Source organism: Streptomyces poriticola (assembly GCF_036689765.1).
GTDB classification, from domain to species: Bacteria; Actinomycetota; Actinomycetes; order Streptomycetales; family Streptomycetaceae; genus Streptomyces; species Streptomyces poriticola.
Window position 1 is genome coordinate 1 of the sequence record NZ_JBAGKH010000050.1, and the last position, 22,267, is coordinate 22,267.

The 22,267-nt window shown below is 69.1% G+C and carries 22 protein-coding genes and 2 pseudogenes; 10 read left to right on the plus strand and 14 right to left on the minus strand.

The window, feature by feature from the left end; translation table 11 throughout:
- Positions 1-678, plus strand: a pseudogene (locus tag V5O46_RS30535) (IS5 family transposase); the annotation flags it as partial.
- 95 nt (positions 679-773) lie between these two features.
- Here V5O46_RS30535 and V5O46_RS30540 read toward each other — a convergent pair.
- From V5O46_RS30540 to V5O46_RS30575, 8 genes are all read right to left on the minus strand, one after another.
- A complete protein-coding gene (locus V5O46_RS30540) occupies positions 774-3,263 on the minus strand; it encodes an NACHT domain-containing protein (RefSeq protein WP_332887983.1) in 2,490 nt (829 codons plus the stop codon).
- On the minus strand, positions 3,260-3,655 hold the full coding sequence (locus tag V5O46_RS30545) for a hypothetical protein (protein ID WP_332887984.1): 396 nt from the start codon (positions 3,653-3,655) through the stop codon (positions 3,260-3,262). The genes V5O46_RS30540 and V5O46_RS30545 overlap by 4 nt, the downstream gene beginning before the upstream one ends.
- Positions 3,656-4,129: 474 nt before the next feature.
- The gene (locus V5O46_RS30550; protein WP_332887985.1) at positions 4,130-4,513 is read right to left on the minus strand and encodes a hypothetical protein; all 384 of its coding nucleotides are present in this window, start codon (positions 4,511-4,513) and stop codon (positions 4,130-4,132) included.
- A 715-nt stretch (positions 4,514-5,228) separates the two neighbouring features.
- The gene (locus V5O46_RS30555; protein WP_332887986.1) at positions 5,229-5,564 is read right to left on the minus strand and encodes an STAS domain-containing protein; all 336 of its coding nucleotides are present in this window, start codon (positions 5,562-5,564) and stop codon (positions 5,229-5,231) included.
- Positions 5,561-6,007: a PP2C family protein-serine/threonine phosphatase gene (locus V5O46_RS30560; protein WP_332887987.1), complete on the minus strand. Its 447-nt coding sequence runs from the start codon at positions 6,005-6,007 to the stop codon at positions 5,561-5,563. The genes V5O46_RS30555 and V5O46_RS30560 overlap by 4 nt, the downstream gene beginning before the upstream one ends.
- Positions 6,008-6,085: 78 nt before the next feature.
- A complete protein-coding gene (locus V5O46_RS30565; RefSeq protein WP_332887988.1) occupies positions 6,086-7,531 on the minus strand; it encodes a phytoene desaturase family protein in 1,446 nt (481 codons plus the stop codon).
- 10 nt (positions 7,532-7,541) lie between these two features.
- A complete protein-coding gene (locus tag V5O46_RS30570) occupies positions 7,542-7,748 on the minus strand; it encodes a hypothetical protein (protein WP_332887989.1) in 207 nt (68 codons plus the stop codon).
- 34 nt (positions 7,749-7,782) lie between these two features.
- On the minus strand, positions 7,783-8,634 hold the full coding sequence (locus tag V5O46_RS30575; protein WP_332887990.1) for a serine hydrolase domain-containing protein: 852 nt from the start codon (positions 8,632-8,634) through the stop codon (positions 7,783-7,785).
- Between the two features lie 234 nt (positions 8,635-8,868).
- Between V5O46_RS30575 and V5O46_RS30580 the strand changes: the two are divergent.
- The 3 genes and pseudogenes from V5O46_RS30580 to V5O46_RS30590 form a co-directional block, all read left to right on the plus strand.
- Positions 8,869-9,129 (plus strand): annotated as a pseudogene (locus V5O46_RS30580) (ATP-binding protein); the annotation flags it as partial.
- A 7-nt stretch (positions 9,130-9,136) separates the two neighbouring features.
- Positions 9,137-9,715 carry a suppressor of fused domain protein gene (locus V5O46_RS30585; RefSeq protein ID WP_332887991.1) on the plus strand — a complete coding sequence of 193 codons (579 nt, stop codon included), beginning with the start codon at positions 9,137-9,139 and terminating at the stop codon, positions 9,713-9,715.
- 141 nt (positions 9,716-9,856) lie between these two features.
- Positions 9,857-10,291, plus strand: a complete 435-nt coding sequence (locus tag V5O46_RS30590) for a hypothetical protein (protein WP_332887992.1) — start codon at positions 9,857-9,859, stop codon at positions 10,289-10,291.
- On the opposite strand, the gene V5O46_RS30595 is transcribed toward V5O46_RS30590, so the two are convergent.
- Positions 10,268-11,596 (minus strand): hypothetical protein, encoded by a 1,329-nt coding sequence (locus tag V5O46_RS30595; protein WP_332887993.1) that lies wholly within the window; start codon positions 11,594-11,596, stop codon positions 10,268-10,270. The genes V5O46_RS30590 and V5O46_RS30595 overlap by 24 nt on opposite strands.
- 165 nt (positions 11,597-11,761) lie before the next feature.
- On the opposite strand from V5O46_RS30595, the gene V5O46_RS30600 reads away from it, so the two are divergent.
- The 5 genes from V5O46_RS30600 to V5O46_RS30620 all read left to right on the plus strand — a co-directional run bounded on the left by V5O46_RS30600 (position 11,762) and on the right by V5O46_RS30620 (position 16,951).
- Positions 11,762-11,911, plus strand: coding sequence for a hypothetical protein (locus V5O46_RS30600; RefSeq protein ID WP_167362005.1), 150 nt, complete (start codon positions 11,762-11,764; stop codon positions 11,909-11,911).
- A 21-nt stretch (positions 11,912-11,932) separates the two neighbouring features.
- Positions 11,933-13,105 carry a ribosomal protein uL16 3-hydroxylase gene (locus tag V5O46_RS30605; protein ID WP_332887994.1) on the plus strand — a complete coding sequence of 391 codons (1,173 nt, stop codon included), beginning with the start codon at positions 11,933-11,935 and terminating at the stop codon, positions 13,103-13,105.
- The gene (locus tag V5O46_RS30610) at positions 13,102-14,010 is read left to right on the plus strand and encodes an aldo/keto reductase (protein ID WP_332887995.1); all 909 of its coding nucleotides are present in this window, start codon (positions 13,102-13,104) and stop codon (positions 14,008-14,010) included. Before V5O46_RS30605 ends, V5O46_RS30610 begins: the two co-directional genes overlap by 4 nt.
- Before the next feature lie 19 nt (positions 14,011-14,029).
- Entirely contained in the window at positions 14,030-14,836 is an 807-nt protein-coding gene (locus V5O46_RS30615; RefSeq protein ID WP_332887996.1) for a hypothetical protein, read from the plus strand.
- Between the two features lie 99 nt (positions 14,837-14,935).
- Positions 14,936-16,951 (plus strand): ATP-binding protein, encoded by a 2,016-nt coding sequence (locus V5O46_RS30620; protein WP_332887997.1) that lies wholly within the window; start codon positions 14,936-14,938, stop codon positions 16,949-16,951.
- A 1-nt stretch (position 16,952) separates the two neighbouring features.
- On the opposite strand, the gene V5O46_RS30625 is transcribed toward V5O46_RS30620, so the two are convergent.
- The 5 genes from V5O46_RS30625 to V5O46_RS30645 all read right to left on the minus strand — a co-directional run bounded on the left by V5O46_RS30625 (position 16,953) and on the right by V5O46_RS30645 (position 21,793).
- On the minus strand, positions 16,953-17,381 hold the full coding sequence (locus V5O46_RS30625; RefSeq protein ID WP_332887998.1) for a DUF4158 domain-containing protein: 429 nt from the start codon (positions 17,379-17,381) through the stop codon (positions 16,953-16,955).
- Between the two features lie 209 nt (positions 17,382-17,590).
- Positions 17,591-18,247 (minus strand): hypothetical protein, encoded by a 657-nt coding sequence (locus V5O46_RS30630; protein ID WP_332887999.1) that lies wholly within the window; start codon positions 18,245-18,247, stop codon positions 17,591-17,593.
- Between the two features lie 20 nt (positions 18,248-18,267).
- Entirely contained in the window at positions 18,268-18,471 is a 204-nt protein-coding gene (locus V5O46_RS30635; protein WP_332888000.1) for a hypothetical protein, read from the minus strand.
- Between the two features lie 250 nt (positions 18,472-18,721).
- Positions 18,722-19,291 carry a recombinase family protein gene (locus V5O46_RS30640; RefSeq protein WP_332888001.1) on the minus strand — a complete coding sequence of 190 codons (570 nt, stop codon included), beginning with the start codon at positions 19,289-19,291 and terminating at the stop codon, positions 18,722-18,724.
- Positions 19,292-19,498: 207 nt separating this feature from the next.
- On the minus strand, positions 19,499-21,793 hold the full coding sequence (locus V5O46_RS30645; RefSeq protein WP_332888002.1) for a hypothetical protein: 2,295 nt from the start codon (positions 21,791-21,793) through the stop codon (positions 19,499-19,501).
- Positions 21,794-22,027: 234 nt separating this feature from the next.
- Here V5O46_RS30645 and V5O46_RS30650 point away from each other — a divergent pair, with 234 nt between their 5' ends.
- Positions 22,028-22,210, plus strand: a complete 183-nt coding sequence (locus tag V5O46_RS30650; RefSeq protein ID WP_332888003.1) for a hypothetical protein — start codon at positions 22,028-22,030, stop codon at positions 22,208-22,210.
- Positions 22,211-22,267: the final 57 nt, after the last annotated feature.

Consider the following 22,267-nt stretch of genomic DNA (forward strand, 5'->3'; position numbering starts at 1 on the left):
GTACGTGTTGACCAGCGGGTGTGCGTGGCGGCATCTTCCCGAGACGTTCGGCGTTTCTCCCGCCACCGCACACCACCGGTTCTCGGTGTGGACGGAGGGCGGGTTGTGGAGACGTCTGCACCGGGCCATTTTGGACGAGCTCGGTGCCCGCGGTGAGCTGGACTGGACCTCGGCGATCGTTGATGCGGCTTCGGTCCGGGCGAAAAGGGGGGATCGCTGACCGGGCGCAACCCGGTCGACCGGGGCAAGAAGGGCAGCAAGTTGCACGTGCTGTCCGACGCTCAGGGCTTACCCCTCGCGCTCGGCGTGTCCGGTGCGAACGTCCACGACAGCCAGGCCCTGCTGCCGCTGGTCCTGGGCATACCCGCGATCCGTTCACGGCGCGGTCCTCGCCGGCGCCGCCCCAGCAAGCTCCGCGCGGACAAGGCGTACTACTCCGCCGAGCACCTGAATTGGCTGCGCGGGCGAGGCGTCGTCCCGCGCATCGCCCGGCCGGGCATCGAATCCAGTGAGCGCCTGGGCAGGCACCGTTGGAAGATCGAGCGGTCGATCTCCTGGCTCTTCGGCTACCGGCGCCTCACCGTCCGGTACGAGCGGAAGGGCACACACTTCCTGGCTTTCCTCGGCCTCGCAGCGGTACTGACCTGCTACAAGAAGCTGGCCAACCTCACCACGTGAGACAAGCTCTTAGGGGCATCATTCGGCTTCTGCCTGCCCTTGCAAGGGCCAGTGTCCTCCAGCAGGTCGGGTCGATGCCGCCGACGGGGCAGGGGTTACGGCAGAGAGGTGCTCGTTATCCGCGGGGCGCGGTCGGTGAGGTGGAGCCGGTGGAGGTCCTCGTGGAGCCAGGCGTAGGCGTAATTGGTGGCGGGGGCGTCGTCGAAGACTTCCGGTTCGCTGACTACCGGCGTACTCGGGCGTGCCCAGGGGGACCTTGCTGGTTGTTTCCCGGGTGGGGGAGAAGGCAGGGGGGAGTAGATGTCGTTCTCTGACGGCACGAGGCGGACGGTGACCGAGTTGGTCGGCGAAGGACGCAGGGAGAGCCGCATGCGAGGCGGTTCATAGGAGCCGCTGCCACTAGACGGTGGTTGGTACAGGTCGGCGACCAACGCGGCGGGGGCGACGCTTGCCAGGCCCAGGGCCTGCTTGAGCTGAGGGAACCAGGTCTCGACGAGCGCGGTGTAAATTTCCACGGCGGCGGTGAGGACCTGCTCGGTGCGCAGCCTGAGCTGTTCAGGGCTGTAGGAGTCCCATACCCAGTGCGTGTGAGGGCCGCGTGCTTGGTCCGGGACGGCATACGGGGAGTGCAGCAGGCCGTGACCGTCTGCCCATCGGCCGCTTCCCAGTTCCTCCTCGAGCCGCAGCAACTCCGCCTGTCTGCCCGTGAACCTGTGGCCGAAGCCTGACCGGACCGGCAGACTCCCTCTGTCGTAGAGGTGCTGGCGCAGCTTTTGGTGTACTTCTTCCGCCCGCAGTGGAGTGAAGCGACGGGAGGCCAGTCCCATCAGGTCCGCGCCCGCCGACCACAGACGCTCCTTGGTGTAGGCATCGCAGTCGGCCAGATCGAAATCCCTGCGTTCGCACAGTGTGTTCAGATGGGAGGCGAGCAGGTCCAGCGTCGTACGCCAGGGCCAGGCGGCGTAGTCCGCAGCGACGGGCCCAAAGGATCCCTCGAGCGGGCGCACCCCACGTGGTTCCGTCCACCGTTGGGTAGCCGGGACCGCAAGTCCCGGAGTGTGGTCGCCATCGCGGCGCAGGATGTGCAGCCAGAGCTCGTTGCCCGTGAGACCGGCATCGACCGTGACCGGGCCGCTCCACCCCGTGTAGAGGAAGATGCGTTCCCCCGCCGGGCTGAGCGCCTGCTGCCAGGCTTCCAGGGCTGTTTGCAGGCGTTGACAGACCACGTCGTCCGGCAGATCCGGCCATGAACTTTCCTGTTCACGCTCGGCCTGCGGGACCGCTTCGTGCGCGGCCCAGGCCGCGACGCCTGGGTGGGCACGCAGCAAAGGATCGAGCACCATGCGTGTCGACTTCCAGCCGCCCGAGGCGATCGCCATCGCCAGCCCGTAACGCCAGCGATCCAGCAGCTCCACACTCCGCACCACCTCGGCCAGCACCCCGTTGGCCAGCAGGGCCTGGCCGGCGAAGTACTGCTCGATCACGGGCAGAGCAAAAGCCAGATGCCGATCTCCACGACGCACCACCAGCCGGGTGTCCAGCAACGCCTGCATCTCGCCAGGACTGCCCACGTCGGCCGCCCCCGCCAGCCCTCCGCCGCTGACACATGCCGCAGCGAGCCGCTGCAACAGCCGCTCGGCTCGTTCTTCCTTGACACTCTCGACATCGCGCAGGGCTCGGGTGACCAACGCATCCAAAAATGCCATAGGACTGCTCGGCAGACGCTCACGATCTTGTTGGATCTGCGCCCCGATGATGGCGAACAGAGGTCGGCGCAGCACACTGCGCACCATGTCCGATTCGCTGCCTACGGCGAGGCCGTTGCCGCCGAGCCGTTCCATCAGCGTCGCCGCCTCGCCCTCGGCCAACTCGGGCATGCTTCGGCGCAGTTTGGAGTCCATCTCCAGGCCGGGACGTGTCGTGGCCAGGATGCGCCAGCGCGCGCCGGAGGCGGCGGTCCAGCTGAGAGCCTGATCCAGTAGTTCTTTGCCGCGGATGGGGCCGGGCTCGTCCAGACCGTCCACCACCAGTGCGACACCGCGCGCAGCTGGGTCTCCGAGCCTGCGTGCCGCGCGTGTAGCGGCGTCGATCAGATCGCCCTGAACGTTCTGCGCGGCGAGATGGACTGGAATGGGAGCCTCGGCGTCGGCACGGGCGGCAGCGATGTCCTGCTGGTGCTGACGCTCGGCGGCCAGCGACTTGCCCGATCCGAAGCCGCCCTCCAGGACGACAACACAGGTCCCCGGCGAGGGAGCCACTGCTGCTGCAGGCAGAGCACCCGTCTGCGAGGTGTCCGCGAGTTCGGCTGCCAAGGCGACCGGAACGCCAGCCGCGCGCCAGCGCTGCATCATGCGGGCCCGGCCTGCGGCAGCCAGATCATCCAGCGTCACCTGCTCATCAGAGCCCGACTGCCACACCGTCACGATGTTGTCGTGTCCGGCCACAGCTACGCCGACGGAGCCACCGATCGCGAGGGCCCCGTCACCCGATGCGGCCACCGCGCCCGGCGCGGCCGAGGCATGTTGAACACCACCGGATGAGCCCTTGCGCCGCCGCAAGCCCAACCGGCTCCACCAAGCGGTCACGGGCTGTTGCCGTCTCCCGTGACGGCCTCACCGATGGAGCCGCCGGCGGACACCGACTTCGGTCCGGATGCTTCCACAGGCCCGGTCGAGGCTGCCGACGGCGGGAGGGCAGTAGGCGCCGGGCCCGACAACCGGCTGCTGTTGCCCGTGACAGCCCTGCCAATGCTGCCCCCGGCAGCCACGGAACCGGCCCCCGACGCAGTGACCCGGTGGGTGACCTGCTGAGCGGACTGCAGCAGCAGCCCGCGGACCGCGAAGACGGTCATGACGAGCGTGACGACATTGGCAGCAAGGCCCGCTACGGTGGCCGCCATGCTGAGATCCTTCAGCAACAACAAGAGGGCCAGCCCGACACACGTCAGACCGGTTGCTACCGCCACCGCCCACAGCACGCCCCGATGCCAACCCACCATCGCCCCACCCCCACGTGTTCCTGATCTGTGGCGGCACCCTAACCGAAGGACGGCAGGCGCGCGGCCACACCTGCGTAGCCCCGAGCCGCCGCTGTGGAGCCCTCCCGCATCACAGGGCCTGGCGTGGAAATCCGACATCAACAAGCTCGCCAGAGACCGTCCCGACCTCCTGGGAGGAGGCCACCTCCGGACGGATGAAGGCATACACAGCTGCCGTGGGAGGCCGGCCTGCGCAAGCCGCAGACCACCATCCCGCTGACATACCCCGAGAGCATCACCCGCAAACTCATCGACAACCTCGGCACCGGACAAGCCCAGCAGGGTGTGCACTGTACTGGCCCAGCTGGTCGCACACCCGGCAGCCCCTGACCACAGCGCTTCACCAGCCACACAGCTACTTCCGCGCCATGTACGTCCACAGTCGAAACAGCACGTCCTCCGAGCAGAGAAGCTTCAGACGGTCAGGCAGTGGAGTACTTCGACGGCGGCCGCAGTGGCCTCCTGCTGCAGAGCAAGGTCCTTCAAGAGAGTGGAGACGTCGGATTCTTCATCACCCAGCATCGTCGTGACGTGCGCCCACTCGCCCCCGCCCGATGCGTATGCGCGCCAGGTTCTGCCGATCGCAGGGCTGTCGTGGACGGCTCTGTTGCGACGCTTGATCGCCTGTTCAATCACGTCGAGTGCTGGCGGCCATTCGGTGTCGCAGTGGCCATCAATCGTGCTGCGTATTATCTGCAGAAGCTGTCCCGAGGGCCGGTCACGACGAGCCGTGGGATCGAGCCGAGATAGGATGATGCCGAGCACCGCTTCGGTCTCGGCGGCCTGGACCATCACCATGCCTCGCAACCGGTTCATCTCCGTGGCCTCGCTGCTGTCCCACTACGCGGAGTTGGGGTGGTCGGGATACAGCTCCTCCTGGATGCTGGTCCAGGCAACGGAACGGGTTCCATAGCGAGGCGCCTCGATTGTCATTCACGGAGTATTGGCCCGTGGTGGTGCCAGCGACAAGAGAGATTTCCGCGCGCGGCACGAAGGCAACAGAGCCGTGCCGGTTGTGAGGTCGCACCGTTGTTGCGGTGACCGCATGCCGGTGACCTGCGGTGCCGCAGATGGATTGCGACGGGTTCTGGACCATGCTCGGGCCGTTTGACCTGCGGTCCTGCAGGTTGGGTGAGACTGCCGCAGTTGTGGTGAGAACGCCTGCTGCGGGGTGCTGGGGGAGTGCACCGGAAGGTGATCATGGACGCAGCTCGGGGAATGCCTCCTCCCAGACGTCCTTGATGGCCCTGCTGATGAGCTTGTGGAGCACTGGCCAAAGCTCAAGGATGGGGCCGGGACGCTGGCACGGGTGAGCAGGGCGGCGTGGGCACGCACCGCAACGGGCAGCAAGTCGTCGAACGACGTGGGCCGACCATCTGCGATCAAGACACCGGATCCTCGCCCGGCGGGATGAAGGCGTCGGCGCCATCAGCAGCACGCCAAGGAGTGACGGCCGACGCATCCGGAACGTCGGCCCGTTCGCTGTGCCCGGTGGGCTGACCGGGTGAGTGGGTCAGCTGGTGGTGGCGGTGTCGGCGTCGGGATGGAAGGTGAAGATCTGGTCGAGGCCGACGATGGCCAGGATGCGCAAGGTGTTGTCCGGGACTGCGGCCAGGGCGATGTCGGCGTCAGCGGCCAGGGCACGCTGGTGGGCCGCGATCAGAGCGGTAATACCGCTGGAGTCGCAGAATTCCATGCCTGCCAGATCGATGACGAGGCACTGGCCCGGATACAGGTCGAGGGCGTCAATGTGCTGGCGCATGGCTGCGACGTGGCCGTAGTCGAGGTCGCTGGCGACGTGCACGACGGGGCCGGTGGCGGCTTCGCGGGTGATGTTCAGCGGGCTCATCGTGGTGGATTCGTTGCGGGGCCGGGGTGCGGACGGGCCGAAGGGACCCCGAGGGCGAGGAGGGCGGCGGCGTCGGGGCTGTCACCGAATCCGGCCAGCAGTCCGGTCAGCGCGATGATCACCTCGCGGGCGCTGGCGGGGGCGTGGCGGGTGGTGAATTCGAGCAGGGCGTCCTCGCCGTAGAGGCTGTCGCGGCGGGGCCCGGTGCGTGCCTCGGTGAGGCCGTCGGCGTAGAGCAGGAGGGTTTCACCGGGGGCGAGGGTGGTGGCAGCGGTGTAGAACCGGGCGTCGGGCAGGGCACCGACGAGCATGCCGCCGGGTGTGGGCAGGAAGTCGGCGTGGCCGCCTGCGCGCAGGATGAGGGCCGGGGGGTGGCCGCCGGAAGCCAGGCGAATGCTGATGTCGCTGGGCTCGAGCCTTCTGCCGTCGAGGGTGACGCGCACGTACGGGTAGGCACGGAGGTAGAACGCCAGCTTCGCCGTGAGGTTTGCGGCGGCGGCGACGGAGTGGCACCGAAGGCACTACTCAAACCGGGCGGCAGCCGTCCGGGCCACACCCTGCCACGTGTTCAACGCCGCCCGAGCTGCGTGGTATCCGCACATGCCGTGGACAGAAGGGCCCGGCGGAGTCGCCGAGGAACACAGCCACGTGCCGGGTAGAGGCGTCCGGTAGGGGTTCCAGCGCGGCACGGGCCGGGCAAACGTCTGCCACAGGGTCATCGCGCCTGAGGCGATGTCGCCGCCTACGTAGTTCGGGTTGTACGCACCCAGTCGTGCCGCCGACATGCCGCGCTCAGCGATCACCGTGTCCGTGAAACCCGGGGCGTGGCTCTCGAGGGCGGCGCGAATCATCGGCAGGGGATCACGGGTGTCGCCGTGCGGCACGTGCGCGTAGGCCCATACCGGTCTCCTGCCTCGGACTGCCCGTGCCGGGTCCGCGGCGGCCGGGTCCACGACGATGATGTACGGGTGCGGGGCTCTCAGGCCCCGGGCCGTCGCGGTCTCGGCGTGGGCCAGTTCCCGTGCCGTGCCGTGGGCCCCGCCCAGATGGATGGTGGCGGCCTGGGAGAGGCGGGAGTCGGCCCAGGGGATAGAGCCCTTGATGAGGAAGTCGGCCTTGGCGGCGCCGGGGCCGTACCGGTAGCGGGACAACATGCGGAGATACCCGTCGGGCAGCTGGGCGATCCGGGCCAGTTCGCGGGGGGAGACGTCCAGCAGGGTAAGGCCGCGGGCGGGCAGGTCCCGCAGGCTGTCCACCCGGACTCCGGTGTGGATCCGGCCTCCGAGACGCTCGATCTGCGCGGCCATGACGGCGGCCACGGCCCGGGAACCGCCCTGTGGGACGGGCCAGCCGGTGGTGTGTGCGAGATGCCCAAGCAGCAGCGCGACCGCTGCGGACGCCGGTGAAGGGAGCCGCCCGATGCCATGGGCAGCCACACCCGAGAGAAGCGCCTGGGCCGCCTCGGTGCGCAGGCCGCCGCCGACGCGCAGGGCCTGCGCCAGCAGGCGGGGGGCCAGTACGGCCAGGGCCCACCAGTCCGGCGCAGTGCGCTGTGTGGAAAGCATCAGCTCCACCACATCCACAGAACGCTCCATCAGCGGGAGCATCAGCCGCCGCCAGCGCCGCCCGTCCCTACCAAGCTCGGCGCAAGTAGCGTCGAGGTCACGCCAGGCCACGGCGGCAGGGCGCCCCTTGAGGGGATGCGCATAGGCAGCGGGAGAGTGCAGCAGGGCGACGCCGTGCGCCTCCAGGTCGAGCGACCGCATGAACGGAGACACCGGTGCCATAGGGTGGACGGCCGCACAAATGTCGTGCAGCACTTCAGAGTCGAACAGCGGTTCCGTACGCAGTCCCCCGCCAATGCGCTCGTGTGCCTCGAACACCTCGACCCGGAGCCCGGCACGGGCGAGGGTGAGCGCGGCGGCAAGCCCGTTCGGCCCAGAACCAACGACGACGGCATCCGTCATGAACGTCCTCTCAGTGGAAGGCCAGCCACCCGATGCCCAGGGCGCAGGTGAGGCCGACGGCCGCCGTGGCGGCAGGCCGGTTGCGGTGCAGTACGAGCCAGAGCAGCGCGGCGGTCACCAGCACGGCGCCCGTGCCGATCGCGGCGCGCAACGGCCCGTCGCTGTACCCGTACTCACCGAAGTGCCTTGTCAGCCAGGCGAACCAGGCGATCCTCATGGCGTTCCCTGTGACCTTCGCTTCGTGGTGGTGATCAAACCCCGCCGCGCGGGGCGGGGGCTGCGAGGAGGGTCTTCCTGGCGAGACTGTCGGTGCCGGCCGCGTCGCCCAGGCGGTGCAGGACGATCCAGCGGCCGTCGTCGTGCGCGGCGGCTACGACAGACGAGCCGCGCGTGGCGCCGTTGTGCCACGTGATCGATGAACCCCGCTGCCAGCTGGGCGCGGGCGGGCCCAGCCGGCGTTCGACGAGTAGTCCGACCACAGCCCGGGACAGGGTCCGGCAGGTTGACCACAGACCGCCGGCCGGCAAGATCGGTCCGGTCAGCGTCCACAGGGGGCGGGGCCGACCGAACAGGCCGCGCGGGACGAGGCGCTGCTCCTGCGGCGGTAGAGCGGTCACCGCACCCGCGTCCAGCCCCAGGGGCGACAGGACGTGACCGTCCACGAGTTGCTGGTACGAGCGTCCCGTGACGGAGGTGAGGGCGTGCCCGAGGATGGCGTACCCGAGGTTGGAGTACTCTTCCTCGCCCAGCCGCCCCGTGGTCACCCGGTCCAGCTCGCGTAGCGAGGCGCGCAGGGCCTGTTCCGTGAAGGTGGCGTAGGGGTCGGCGGGCGGACCGGCGGGGCAGACGGGCAGGCGCGGCAGGCCCGAGGTGTGCTCAGCGAGGTGCCGCAGCGTGATGCCCGTCCCGGCAGGTACCTCGTCCAGGCATTCCTCCAGTGGAGTGTCGAGGCCGACGACTCCTTCCTTCGTCAGCTGGGTCAGGACGGTTGCGGTGAACACCTTGCTGAGGGAGCCGATTTCCACGAACCGGTCCTGGTCGTGGCCGTGGGCGGCCCGGTCGTTGATACCGGCGCCGCCCAGCAGGCAGATCGGGGTGGGCACGTTGTCTGTTGCTCCTGTCGGTCAGACGAGTTCGGCCTCGGGTGTGGCCTTCTTTGTTCCGCTCTCCCCGCTCGGTCTCTCCTCCTTCGAGGGTTCTGCCGATGCCGCCGCGTCCGCCTCGGACGTCCGGGTCCCGGGTAGCCTGCCTCGGACCCACAGCAGAGCACGGTCGAGAGCGCCGGACAGGAAGACCAGATCGCACGCGATCATCGTCAGAGCGAAGCCAGTCAGTCCTATCTCGAACTCGACCGCCGAGGAGCCGAGATGCTCTTCCAGGTTCTCACCGAGCGGGAGGAGAAGAACAGCATCGCCATCGCCTCCAACGAAGCGTTCACGGGCTGGAGCAAGACCTTTACCGATCCGCGGCTCTGCGCGGCGATCGTGGACCGGCTCACCTTCAACGCCACCCTCATCGAGACCGGAACCGAGTCCTACCGCCTGGCCCGCACCAAAGCGAACAAGAGCGCAGGAGCGGTCGAGCGCCGTCTGGCATGATCGCGCGGTGAGTAATGCGAGGCTGCTGGCCGCGGAGGGCGTGGAGTCACATGTCCGGGCGTTCTTCGAGGGGCATTCCGTGGAGGTCGTCGACTACGACCTCGGGCCGGAACGTCGAGAGGCGATTCCCGACCTGCGTGTTTTCGTTGTGGGGCCGGGTCCCCGCAGCGACAGCTGGGCCTATGTGACCGCCGGGTGCTGGGCCGCGATGGAGAAACACGGTCATGGGCTTGAGTTCGTCATGACTGCCCACGTCCGCGATCAGCGGTTCATCGACCTCATGGCGATGATCGCCTACTACCACTGCGGAGGGCATCGGCTCGACCTGGAGCACAGCATGCCGATCGGCGAACCGTGGGTGCCAGGCTCGACCTGCGACCACCTGCTCATCAGCCTGCCCTACCTCCACGGACCCGACCTCGAACACTGTCCCCTGCCCGGTGGACACGCGCGCATCCTGTGGACCCTGCCGGCAACAACCGCCGAGATCGAGTTCCGCCGACGCCACGGCCACGAGGAGTTGGAGCAACTCTTCGACGAAGCAGAGATCATTCCGACCGATCCGTTCAGAGCCTCTGTCGTCTGAGTTCGTGTCCGCACCACTCTGGTGGTCCCAGAACAGACCGCCCTCCGGGACCATCTCAAGACGCCTGACCTTCACGAATCACTCGCAAAATGGGGCCAGCTGGAGTCGCCTTGGTGGGGCCACAGAACGCCGCCCTAACCAATGGCCCGTCTCCACGCAGCCCATCCCGAGCCAGTCGGCCTCGGCTGGCCGTTCGAGCGGCCAGCGGCACGGCTGTCGCTCGTGAAGCCGGAGGACATCGTCCTCTCAGCGCGGGTGGAACTGTTCGAGGGAGAGCCGGTACGCAGCCTTCACGACGTGCTCGACACGGTGACGCGCGACCTCGACAAGGGCAGCGGGTTCGGCGAGTACGTGCTCGTGCCCGACGTCGCGCTGGAGCTCATGATCGGTGTGCGGGAGGAACTGCCGCTGCACACCGGCCACGTGGCAGGCATCACCCAGCTCGTGCGGGATGCCCTCGGCACCATCGGCGCCCGCAGCACACCAGGGGGTGGCCAGTGCTTCCATTGCGAGGGGACCGGCCGTTCCCGCCCGCTGTGGGAGTGGTCGTTGTCAGCCGGCCACGACGTCGCGTAGTTCCCGTACGGCACGTTCCTGGTGGTGCTGGGCGGGGATCGCCTCGTACAGGTCCAGGGCGCGGCGGCGGACCAGGCCAGTGCGGAAGTCGGCGGGCAGCATCGTCAGGACGGCGACCGTACGACGGCACGCCTCTTCGCTGTCGCCGTCGTGGTGGGCACAGGCGGCGCCGTCGATGGTCAGCAGGGTGCGCGTCATCGTGCTGGTCGGTGCGGACAGCTCCAGCGCCCGCGCCTGGCTCTCCCGGGCGCGGCGGGTGTCCCCAAGGGTGGTGAACGCGTGGCTGAGGTGGACGTGGTGCTTCTGCTCGCCGTACGTCAGCCACGTGTCCGACCGCTCGGAGTCGGGGAGCTGGTTCATGAGGGCGTCGGCTGCGGTGAGCGCGGCGCGGGCCTGCTCGCTCTGGTGGTTGAGGGCGTAGGCGCGGGCGGCGACGGCGGCCGCCAGCACCGCGGCGGCGGTCGGCCTGGTGCCGGCCGCCTGCCGGGCCTGGCCGGCGAGGTCGGCCGCTGCCCTCGGTGCGCCGTAGTTGAGCGGCACCATCGCCTCCCGGGCGAGGACCCACGCGTGCAGCTGCTGGTCGCCGGATTCGGCGGCGGCCCGGGCGGCGGTGGCGAACCAGGCGCGGGACTCGCGGCGGCTGCCCAGGTCGTGTAAGACGATCGCGGTCATCCCGGCCATCTGCCCGGTCGTCCGGCACAACCGTGCCCGGACCGGTGCGGGCTGCGGGACAGTGAGCAGCGGGCGCAGGGTCGTGAAGTCGGTGACCAGGTCGGCCAGCACGCGGGTGGGTGCCTGTCCGTGGTAGCCGTATCCGTAGCTCTCGGCTGCGGCCTCGAGGTCGGCCAGGTCCTGGGGAGTGTCGGGGGAGAGGGTCTGGTCGACGTCGGTCCGGGCGGCGGTGAGGGCGGCGAGCGCCGGAGCGGTGAGGCCGGCGGCGAGCGCGCCACGAAGCAGGTTGCGGCGCTTCATCGGATCATCTCCAAGGTCGGGCTCCGTGCTGAGAGCGGCGGTGTCCTCCCAGGGTTGCGCAGCCAGCCCCAGTAGGGCACCGGGAATGCGCAGTCCGCCGGAGATTCGCTCGACAGTTGCCAGCGCGGTGACAGCTGCGGTGCCCCGGGCGATCTGGCTGACCCGCTCGGCTTTGAGTGCGCACGCTTCGGCGATCCGGTTGAAGGAGATCCCCGCGTCGTGGGCCGTCGCGAACACCGTGGTGAAGTCCCGTTCGTGCAGGGCTCGGACGAACGCGGGGTCGTCCAGCAGATGGCGCGGCACTTGGGCGGGTGACGGCGGTAAGTCGTCCACAAGTCCCCCTGAAATCTCGTGGAATGACAGTGCGTCAGCCCAACGACCATACCCACCGTGGGGGCCCCGTCACGGGGTTATCGCCCGTGTGGTTCGCGGCTGTACTGGCGATGTTCGCGGCCGCGGCTATCCAGGGCCCGGCCACCAGCCCCGCAGGAGGATTCCATGCAGAGTCCCGCCACGCCCCCGCCCGCCACGTCCGGGCCGTCGACCGGCGGCCTGGTCCGTTCCCGCCGGTCGATCGTCGCCGCCCGGGGTCGCAACGCCATCCCCTCGGACGGCGGCGGCACCGGTAAGAGCGACGGCAACGACTGACGGACCGGGAGCCCTGACGCGATGACGCGCCTGTCCATCGCGGCGTGCCTGGGCGAGGACTTCCTCGCCCAGGCACTGCACCGCGAACACCGCCACGTACCCGGCGCCCTCGATGTCGCCGGACTGATGACCTGGGACGACCTCAACCAGATCCTCGCCGGCCACCGCCTGGAGCCGCCGCGCATGCGGCTGTCCCGCGACGGCGAGACGCTGCTGGTCGGCGGCTACACCGCGCCGGTCGCCACACGCCGGCACACGGTGTGGCACCGCCTCCACCCGGCCGAACTGCACGCCCGCCTGAAGGAGGGCGCCTCCCTCGCCCTGGACAGCGTCGACGAACTCCACCCGCCGCTGGCCCGCCTGGCCGAAGCGATCGAGCGCGAGCTGCGCACCCGCGTGCAGGCGAACCTCTACGCCTCCTGGACCAGCACCGAGGGCTTCGGAGTCCACTGGGACGACCACGACACCGTCATCGTCCAGCTGGACGGCGCGAAACGGTGGCGGATCTACGGCACCACCCGCCCGTTCCCGCTCTACCGCGACATTGAGGACCCCGGCGAGGCACCCACCGAGCCGATCGCCGACCTGGTCCTGTGGCCGGGCGACGTCCTGTACGTGCCGCGCGGCGTGTGGCACGCGGTCTCCGCCGACCAGGGCACCCGCTCCCTGCACGTCACTTGCGGCCTGCAGACCCACACCGCGACCGACCTGATGACGTGGGTGTCCGAGCAGCTGCTCACGCACGAGGACTGGCGGCGCGACCTGCCGCTGCTCGCCGCATCGGACGTCCAGGCCGACGCCGTGGACGGGATTCGCAAGCGGCTCGCCGAACTGCTGGACGACCCGACGCTGATTGCCCGCTACCGGGCCGCGATGGACGGCCAGGCCGCCGGGCGGATGGTGCCGAGCCTGCCGTACATCGACGGCGTTCCCGTCGACGGCAGTCTGCGGGTGCGGCTGACGACCGCTCGCGCGGTGCTGGACGTCGGCGAGGACATGGTGACGCTGTCTGCCGCCGGCACCGTGTACGAGTTCGCGCCCAAGGCAGAAGCGGTGCTGCGCCCGCTGGTCGACGGCCGCACAGTGGACCTGGCCACGCTCGCCGACACGGCCGATCTCGCCCTGGAGGACGTCGCCGCTCTGGTCCAGGAGCTCGTTGCCGGGCAGGCCGCGACGGTGGGGAGCCTGCTGTGACCGCACAACTCGCCCTCGGTACCTACCGGTGCCAGGCGATCCCGGAGGCGGCCGCCCGCGCGGCCGCCTCCGGCGCGTGGATCGACACCGCCCCCAACTACGCCACCGGCCAGGCGCAGACCCTCCTGGCCCCGGTCCTGGCCGCCCACCGGCACGCGCGCATCTCCACGAAGGCCGGGTTCTTCACCGCCGCCACCGGCACCGACGCCGCGAACGACGGTGTCCTCACCGAGGACCAGGTCGTCGCCGGGCACAGCCTCGCCCCCAACTACGTGCGCTGGCAGATTCGCCGCAACCGCGCCCAGCTCGGGCGCGACCGGCTGGACCTGGTCCTGCTGCACAACCCCGAGCGCGCCCACCCCGGAGACCGCCCCGCACTGCACCGCGCGTTCCGCGACGCTTTCGCCGTCCTCGAGGAAGCCGCCGCGGCCGGGCACGTGACCGGGTACGGGATCGCCACGTGGGCGGGCCTGGAGGAGGAGGCGTTCACGGTGGGGGAGCTACTCGCCCTGGCCGCCGAAGCCGCCGGCGGACAGCAGCATCACCTGACCGCCATCCAGCTGCCGATCAGCCTGGTGATGATGACGCCGATCGTGCAGGCCCTTCACGGCCACGGGCCGCTCCCGGCCGCCGTGGACACAGGCCTGCGGGTGATGGCGTCGGCCCCGCTGCACGGCGGGGAGCTCCCCGGCATGGTCGACCAGGAGCTCGCCGACCTCATCCGGCCGGGCCTGACCCCCGCACAGGCGTGCGTCCTCACCGTCGCGTCATGCCCAGGAGTGACGGACGTCCTTCTGGCCGCCTCCGGTGCGCCACACTGGAAGGAGGCGGCCGACGCCGTCGCTCAACCCGCCCTGACCGCCGCCAAGTTGCGGGAGATCACTGGTGTACTCGCCTCCCCCTGACCCGGACACCGAACAGCGCATGCGCGCCCACCACACCCGCGCCGCCCGGGCCCTGGACGCCCGGACGGAACCGGGCTCGGAGTTCTGGGGGTGGGCCGGGCGCACCCTGGGCACCCCGGCCCGCACCGCCGCCGGCGCCCCGGCGTGGCTGCGGCTGGTGTCGGCCCCGGAGGACAAGGCGTCGGGCAAGCTTTGGGACGGCGCCCTGGACGCGCAGCACGCTTTCGGCGACCTCGACGGGCACCGGCCCGCGCTGCTGGGAGTGCACGACGCCTTCGACGACGGCACTGCCTACCGGGCGGAGCTGTCGGCCCGCGTCGACCAGTCGGTTTTGTCCGACGACCCGGTCCTCCAGCACGACCCCCAGCTGCCGGACTCCTGGTGGAACGACCTCACCGGGATGCTGGAGAAGGTGTCGGTGGTCGCCACTGAGCGCGTCGCCGTACGGCAGCAGTACATGGACCGGGCCATCCCCGAATTCCTCGGGACCCCGGCCCCGACCGTGACCCGCTGGACCCCCGCCCACGCCGACCTGCACTGGGCGAACCTCACATCACCCCTGCGGCTGCTCGACTGGGAAGGATGGGGCCAAGCCCCCCAGGGCTTCGACTGCGCCAGCCTCTACGCCTACACACTCCTCCAGCCGAACGTCGCCGCCCGCGTCCGCGCCGCCTTCCCCATCCTGGGCAGCCCGGCCGGCCTCGCCGCCGAAGCGACCGTGTGCGCCCAGCTGCTCCAGACCGTGGCCCGCGGCGACAATCTCACCCTCGAAGACCAACTCCGGGAGTGGGCCAGGGACCTGCACCGACGCACCACGGCTCCGTAGGACCGTGACGGGGCGCTGCCGGGCCGCGCCGCGCGCAAGATTACGGGGCGTTGATGCGGGATGGACAATGCGTTCCGGTCTGCTGAAAGATGCGCTGTTATGGCGGATCACGTGCTTCTGGAAGCCGGGGACGACCTGGTTCGGCAGCTCTCGCATGAGCGGGAGGCGGTCAAGGCCGTGCTTGAGCTGGTGTGGAACTCTCTTGACGCCGACGCCAACGAAGTCGACGTGATCATCGAGCGATCTGCCACCGAGGGCGTGGACAAGGTGGTTGTTACCGACACTGGCGACGGCATCTCACCTGAGAAGGCACGAACCGCGTTCAAGCAGGTCGGAAACTCCGACAAGCGCATGGGTGGCAAGACAGAGCGGTTGAAGCGGCCGCTGCATGGAAAGGCCGGCCGCGGGCGGCTGCGGGCCTTCGCTCTGGGGGATTCAACACGGTGGACAAGCACGGCACGTGCAGTGGACGGCCGCCTGATGCGCACGACCATCGAGTCCGAGATCAGCCGACGGACGACGTGGCGCATCGACTCACAGCCAGCACCTGAGACCGACCGGCCAGCCACGAAGGTTGAGCTGTGGGGGAAGCAGTCCAGCCACCTCCTTCGGCTCCTGGAGCCCAAAGCCGTCGCCCAGATCACGGCAGCTCTCGCACCCTATCTCCTGACCTGGACCGATGTCCGGGTCACTTACGACGGTCATCGGATCGACCCGCGCACGCAGATCCAGGAGGAAGAACACTCCGAGGATCTGACATTCGAGTACGACGGGCAGACACACTCGATCTCGGTCCGCCTGATCCACTGGCGCACTGGCACGGAACGCACCATCGCCCTGTGCGACGCCGCCAGTTCTCCTGTAGAGAGCATTGACGCTTCCGCTGAGCACACCGACTTCTCCTACACCGCCTACGTGCTGTGGGAACCCATGCCACAGCATCGCAACGAGATTCCCTTGATCATGCTGGGCGGTGACACGCCCCTGGCACCCCTGCTTCGTGTCGCCCGGGACTGGATCAGTGGCCGTCTCGAAGAGCGGCGTCGGCGCGAGCGCCGTCGGCTCGTGGATAGATGGATCGACGAAGGCGTCTACCCCTATCCGCGCCACGCCGAAGGTGACCAGGCTCGTGCTGAACAGGCGACGTTCGACCTGGTCGCGACCTCCATCAACCGGCACATCACGGGTGACAGGGCCAAGAAGCGGCTCACGCTGTCCTTGCTGCAGAACTCCCTCCGCCACAACCCGGACGAGATGGTGGAGATCCTGGAGAAGGTTCTGAGCCTGAGTGGTGACGACGTCAGCCACCTGCACGGTCTCCTCCAGCAGACGAGCCTTTCCAACATCATCCGCGCATCATCGATCGTCACCTCACGGCTTCAGTTCCTGACCGCCCTCGAACACCTGGTCTTCGACGTGGAGACCTACGGAGCGGTCAAGGAGCGTGATCACCTCCATAAGATCCTCGAACGCGAACTGTGGGTGTTCGGCGAAGAGTTCAACATGATGCGCAGCAGTGAAATCGGCCTGACCCGAGTGCTGGAACACCACCGGCGTGCCGTCGGCTGGGACCCCACCCCGGACGGACCCGTCCATGCGGTCGACGGCAGCACCCGGCGAGTCGATCTCATGCTTTCCGCCGAAAGCCACGAGCACGACCGGGTGCGGCACCTCGTCATCGAGCTCAAGGCGCCCAAAGTCGATGCGGACCGCGAACAGGCCAACCAAGTTGACGACTACATGCAGGCCGTCCTCAACGAGCCCCGCTTCGCCAACGTTGAAACCACCTGGGACTTCTACCTTGTCGTCCGTTCGATCAAGGACAGGCTGAAGCCATCCCTCCGGCAGGCCAACCAACCCGAGGGCTTGTACAGCGAACCCACGAACTATGAGCACGCACACGTCCGGGTCTGGGTGCGTACATGGTCCGAAATCCTGCGGGAAGCCAAGCAGCGCCTGGAGTTCGTCAAGAACGGCATCGACCACAACCCCTCCCTGGAACAGGCCCTCGACTACCTCCGGCAACGCCACGGCGACCTCATCCCTGACCAACTGCGCCACCCGGCAGCCGTCCCCACACCTCGCTCTGGGACAGCTCACAACCCTGCCGTCTGAATCAACGTGGGCGGAGGAACGGTGCACGACTTCGCGAACGGGGAGACGGTTGTGCGGCGAGCGCGAACCACTGGTCGAACTCGAACTTTGTGTACCCGTAGCCGGCGCGGATCTGCTCCTGGTGGTCCCAGCGGGCCTCGCTGCTGCCGTACCCGGCGAAGGCATCCGGCTCCAGCCCGATCTGCTCGGCGACATAGGCGACCACCACGGCGGGCACCTCTTCGGGGTTGTTCAGGAAGGTGCCCAGGTAGCGGATGGTGCCGAGCTGGACGGCCCAGCCGATCCGGTTCCGCGCTCCGCGGGCGGCCATCGCCCTGCGGCGCGCGGTCTGGTCCAGCAGGAAGGACCCGGCGAGCTGTCCCTCGTCCGGGTCCTCGGTGAAGTGGCCGAAGCGCCTGCGTTGTTCCTCGCTCAGAAAGTTGGTGGGCACCGCCCGCTCCTTGACCGTCGGCGTGATTCGCGCGCGACAGTGCCAGGTGACCCGGCGGAGTATGAGGTGATCCCCGATTCCAGCCCAGAGCATCACCCCATGTGATAGGCGGGGCGGCCCGGATGGCAGCGGTCCCAGCGGCGCCCCACCGGGGCCTCGCTGCCCTGTTCTCCCGAAGCTACGGCGAAGCGACAAGCAGCTCCCTGTCATCAGGGTGACGCCCGGTCATGAAGAGCAAGGGGGTTCCCGGCCGAGTCGCATCGCTCAGGGGGGATCAGGCCAAGCTCACGTGCGGTCTGCAGGTCTTGGTACGCCTGGGTCCGGCTGACGTAGGTCTGGGGGCACACGTCCTCCACGATCACTTTGCGTGTTGGTTTCTCAGGCGAGGCGCAAGCGACGAGGAAGGCTGTCTGTTCGATGCGCGGCAAGTAGATGTCCCACCACTTCGGCCCTGTCCGGCGCCGAAGCTCCTTGAGCAAGGCACGCTGCGGGCTGGGCAGGTCGCCGACCCGGTGGACCGCCGGCGGGGACCAGCCCATGTCCACCCACTCCCAGCCCTCTTCCGTCTTCCGGGCAGGACCGAAGGGTACGGCGGCCAGAGCAAGGGGGAGCGCAAGCTTCCGTGCGGCCACCCGCACCTGGTCCCGCTCTCGGTCGGAGGCAACACCGTGGATCGTGATGGCGTTCTCCTGCTCGATGAAACCCCCGCGGTCGACCTCCAGGGCGATGCACATTGCGATGTCCGACGCGCGGCACTTCATGTAGATCCGGAAGCGCGGGGGGAAGAGGTGGCCGGCCACCTTGACCATGGGCTCCTTGAACCACTCCTCGTCGCCGGGATGGTCTGACGTGGGCTCCACATACATGCCCTCGCTCCAGTAAGGGGTCACTGAACCCCCTGACCGGGCTTGTCCTTGAGTGCAGTGCTCAGCAGCAGGCCCAGCGTGGTGGTCCCGCCGAATGCGACGCCAGCGTTCCGGATGGCATCCGTAGCGGCGTGCTTGTCGAGCACGGCGAGGATCACGGCGACAGCCGCAGCGAGGAGACCCACCAAGACGACTACCAGCACGCGGTAACGAGTAACTGTCATGGGCAACACTCTTGCGTCCGGCCTCGGTCCCAATCCAGTTTTCGCCGGTCCGCAGAAGAGGTAGGAAAAAAGTGGACAGCCTCTGAACTGGGCAAACATGATGCGTGTTGGGTACCGGCTCCGCGGGCCGGTCCGTGTGGACCCACCGCCCCTCGAACGGCGTCCCCGGCGCCGGGTTGCTCGGGCCCGGTGTCCTAGCTCAGACACCAGCCGCAAGGTGACTACGAGTGGACCTCAGGCCAGGCCTGATTCAGCCCGAGAGATCTGCGGCGCATGTGGTCCGCAGATAGCTGTAGACGGTCTCACGGCTGATACCGAACTCTTTAGCCAGTGCGGATTTCCGCTCGCCGGCGGCGGCGCGTTCACGCAGCTGGCTGGCCTGTTCAGGGGTGAGCGCGGGCCTGCGGCCGGTGTAGACGCCGCGCTGCTTGGCTGCGGCGATGCCCTCACGCTGGCGTTCGAGGATCAGAGCGCGCTCGAACTCGGCGAACGCGCCCATGACCGACAGCAGCAACGTCGCCATCGGAGAGTCCTCGCCGGTGAAGGTGAGGTTCTCCTTGACGAACTCCACGCGCACGCCCTTGGCAGTCAGGGTCCGCACCACGCGGCGCAGATCGTCGAGATTGCGCGCGAGCCGGTCCATCGAGTGGACGATGACGGTGTCGCCGTCGCGGACGAACGCCAGCATCTCGTCGAGCTTCGGCCGGGCGGTGTCCTTCCCGGACGCCTTGTCGGTGAACACCCGCTCGGTCTCGACCCCGTCGAGCTGGCGGACGGTGTTCTGGTCGACGCTGCTGACCCTGATGTAGCCGACGCGCATCGGTCCGGTTCCTTCCGCACCCCGAAATGTCAGGATGGACCCTAAGAGCTGAGTAGACACACGTCAAGAAACCCCGTCGAGGACTCTATCTTGACGCTCTTTCCGGATCGTCATGTGTGTGGTGTTGAGGTGTACCCCAACACCACACACGCTTCTGGTGCCCGTCCCGGGCGGTGCCGACTTCGACGAGACGGTTCGCGGTCCAGATCACTCCAAGTCCCCCCACCCCCACGGGGCAGCGACACTCCCATCAGGTTCCCGACCGAACCGGAACCGCTCCCGGTGGTCACCTATCCCGATGAACTGATCGAAGTGTCCCGCAGCAGGAAGCCGTTCGGCCAGGGCGGTGACCTGTTCCTCCGCCCCGGCCTCCCGCAGCCCCTCCAGCAGAGCGGCCACGGCGAACTCTTTGTCGAGGGGGACGTGGGCCGCGGGGGCACGGGCCAACAGGGCGGTGACCTGTCCTTCCGCCCCGACTCTCCGCAGCCCCTCCAGCAGAGTGGTCACGGAGCGCGGGTCATCCAGGGAGACGTGGGCGGCGGCCCGTTCGGCCAGGGCGGTGAGCTGTTCCTGCTCCCCGGCCTCCCGCAGTCCCTCCAGCAGAGTGGTCACGGAGCGCGGGTCGTCGAGGGAGACGTGGGCGGCGGGGTCACGGGCTAACAGGGCGGTGAGTTGTTCCTGCGTCCCAGCCTCCCGCAGCACGCGCAGCAGAGCGGTCACGGCGAACGGGTCGTCGAGGGAGATATGGGCAGCGGCTCGTTCGGCCAGGGCGGTGAGTTGTTTCTGCGCCCCAGCCTCCCGCAGCCCCTCCAGCAGAATGGCCACGGCGTACGGGGGGGCGAGGGCGGCGTTGGCGGCCGCCCATTGGGCGGGGTGGTGGTCGGTGGGGTGCAGGGTGTGGAGGTGGTTGACAAGGGCGGATGCGGCGTGGGCGTTGCCATGGGTGGTGGCGTGCTTGTGGAGTTGGGCAGCGTCGCGGTACAAGCCTCGGGCCCAGGCAGCATCTCCGAGCGCGGCCAGGTCGGCCCGGTGGGCCTGTGCGGCAGCCGCGGTCCAGAAGTCGATGGGGGGTATCTCCGCGGCGCGGGCGTGGCGGCCGTGCTGGTCGAGGTAGTCGGCCAGCCGGTACAGCGGGCTTTGCCCGGCCCGGGTGCCATTCCCGCCAGCGGGGCTGGTGGGGGTACTGGTGCGGCGGTTGCGGAGGTTGCCGGTTTTGACGGGGGTGAAAATGCCGGGGATGCCCTTGCAGGGGGTGGTGACGTATTCGAGAGCGGCTTCTAACCAGTCGCCACCGCTCTGGTTCCACTCGACCTCCGTGAGGTAGCCGGGGGCGGCCTCGGCCAGCCACGCCACAGGGATGTGCGGTCCGGCGCCGAGGCGGCGGGCGTCCATGGCCGCGTGGATGAGCGCCTTCGTGGCCGGTGGGGCGTCCTCGTAGCGGCTCATCAGGACCGGTACCCCGGCCAGATACTGGGCGACCTGACCGTCCGCGGCGCGTTCGGCGGCCTCCGCGAGCCGGGGGTCAGCGCCTGCCGCATCGGCCAGAGCGTCCTGGGCGGAGCCGGTGAAAACATCCGGCACTCTGATCCTGTGCCCGTCCAACAGGTCCCGGGCCAGGGCGTGCCGGTCCGGGGTGGTACGGGTCGTCAGGGTGGTCCAGTGGTCCAGCCAGAGGGTGGCCAGCACCAGTACCGGAGCCCGACGTGGGTCGCGCAGCAGGTCCCGCAGGCGCGCGGCGATCTGCTCCCCGAGCGGGGAGGGGAGCAGGTATTCCTGGGCCTCGTTCAGCCAGATCACGGTGTACGGGGCGACGTCGGCGAGTTCGGCCAGGGCGGCGTCGGGGCGGGTGGGGGCGATGGGATGCCACAGCCGCCAGGACTCTTCCCGCTCGCGCAGCGGCTGGAGCGCTTCCCAGCAGGCGCGAGTCTTGCCGGTGGACGACCCGCCCACGAGCACCGCGACCTGGCTGGCCCCCGCAGCGGCCTGTGCCACCACCTCGGCCAGCCGGTCATCGTGCTCGCGCGGCACATACGCCGGCAGCACCGGCAGACCGGCAACCGGAGAGCCGATCGCACGGTGCACCTCCAGATGGAACGGGTCGACCACCTCCGCCAGCGGCATGCCCGGACGCATCCGCTCCAGCACCGCCCGGCCCTGCCCGGCCTCGACCGCGGCACGCGTGCCGTCCGCACGCCGGCGGGCCTCGGCCTGGTAGGCGCGCCGCCACGTCTGCTCGTCCAGTACCGCGGCCGCCGCCGGGTCACCGGCCAGCCCGGCCCGCTCGGCCTGTGCCCACACGACCCGCACCAGCTTCAGCAGCGGATCGATCTGCTGGGGGAACCGGTCGGCTCGCAGCCAGTCCCCGATCGTGGTCGGGCTGACCCCGACGTCACCGGCCAGCGCGCGGTCCGACGGCTGACGCCGCAGACGCTCGTCGCGGAACGCGGCCAACTCGGCGATCAACTCGGTGTACTCCGGTTCCTGCGCTGCCGGTCCCGCCATCACGGCGCCCTCCCCTCCCGCGCGGCCCGGGCCCGGGTGTCCACCCCGCCCCTGGACACCCTGGTGGACACACACCCCGGCCGCGTCGTGAACCCTAGCGCCCACCAGCCCGCTTCGCCGTGAGGTGTCCAATCCGTATCGGGACTCCTGTGGGACGGCCCCCTGGACAGCCAGCGTCGAACCCGTCCCGCACGGCCCGTCCCTGGGCCGTCACCACCATGGGGAGTTCACACGATGAGCCCGCTGCAGATCCTGTCCCTGCTGCTCGCCCTGTCCACCGCCCTCAACATCGCGATCACCGCGGGCCTGCTCGCCCGCCGGTCCGGTGTCGGCATCCCTCAGGCGATCCTCACCGGCGCGGGCACCGCAGCCACCGGCCTGGGTATCTACTTCGCCGCCGTCGCCGCCTACAGGTGACCACGTCTGTACTGGCATCCCATGCATACAGACCAGAACCACTCCCGCCACTCTGCA

Excerpts from the sequence above, each read along its gene's own strand:
- V5O46_RS30600 (WP_167362005.1), top strand. The coding sequence starts at position 11,762 with ATGCAGAGTCCCGCCACGCCCCCGCCCGCCACGTCCGGGCCGTCGACC.
- V5O46_RS30565 (WP_332887988.1), bottom strand. The coding sequence starts at position 7,531 with ATGACGGATGCCGTCGTCGTTGGTTCTGGGCCGAACGGGCTTGCCGCC.
- V5O46_RS30635 (WP_332888000.1), bottom strand. The coding sequence starts at position 18,471 with ATGACAGTTACTCGTTACCGCGTGCTGGTAGTCGTCTTGGTGGGTCTC.
- V5O46_RS30650 (WP_332888003.1), top strand. The coding sequence starts at position 22,028 with ATGAGCCCGCTGCAGATCCTGTCCCTGCTGCTCGCCCTGTCCACCGCC.
- V5O46_RS30555 (WP_332887986.1), bottom strand. The coding sequence starts at position 5,564 with ATGAGCCCGCTGAACATCACCCGCGAAGCCGCCACCGGCCCCGTCGTG.
- V5O46_RS30615 (WP_332887996.1), top strand. The coding sequence starts at position 14,030 with ATGCGCGCCCACCACACCCGCGCCGCCCGGGCCCTGGACGCCCGGACG.
- V5O46_RS30570 (WP_332887989.1), bottom strand. The coding sequence starts at position 7,748 with ATGAGGATCGCCTGGTTCGCCTGGCTGACAAGGCACTTCGGTGAGTAC.
- V5O46_RS30590 (WP_332887992.1), top strand. The coding sequence starts at position 9,857 with ATGGCCCGTCTCCACGCAGCCCATCCCGAGCCAGTCGGCCTCGGCTGG.
- V5O46_RS30640 (WP_332888001.1), bottom strand. The coding sequence starts at position 19,291 with ATGCGCGTCGGCTACATCAGGGTCAGCAGCGTCGACCAGAACACCGTC.
- V5O46_RS30620 (WP_332887997.1), top strand. The coding sequence starts at position 14,936 with ATGGCGGATCACGTGCTTCTGGAAGCCGGGGACGACCTGGTTCGGCAG.
- V5O46_RS30550 (WP_332887985.1), bottom strand. The coding sequence starts at position 4,513 with ATGGTGATGGTCCAGGCCGCCGAGACCGAAGCGGTGCTCGGCATCATC.
- V5O46_RS30645 (WP_332888002.1), bottom strand. The coding sequence starts at position 21,793 with ATGGCGGGACCGGCAGCGCAGGAACCGGAGTACACCGAGTTGATCGCC.
- V5O46_RS30605 (WP_332887994.1), top strand. The coding sequence starts at position 11,933 with ATGACGCGCCTGTCCATCGCGGCGTGCCTGGGCGAGGACTTCCTCGCC.
- V5O46_RS30630 (WP_332887999.1), bottom strand. The coding sequence starts at position 18,247 with ATGTATGTGGAGCCCACGTCAGACCATCCCGGCGACGAGGAGTGGTTC.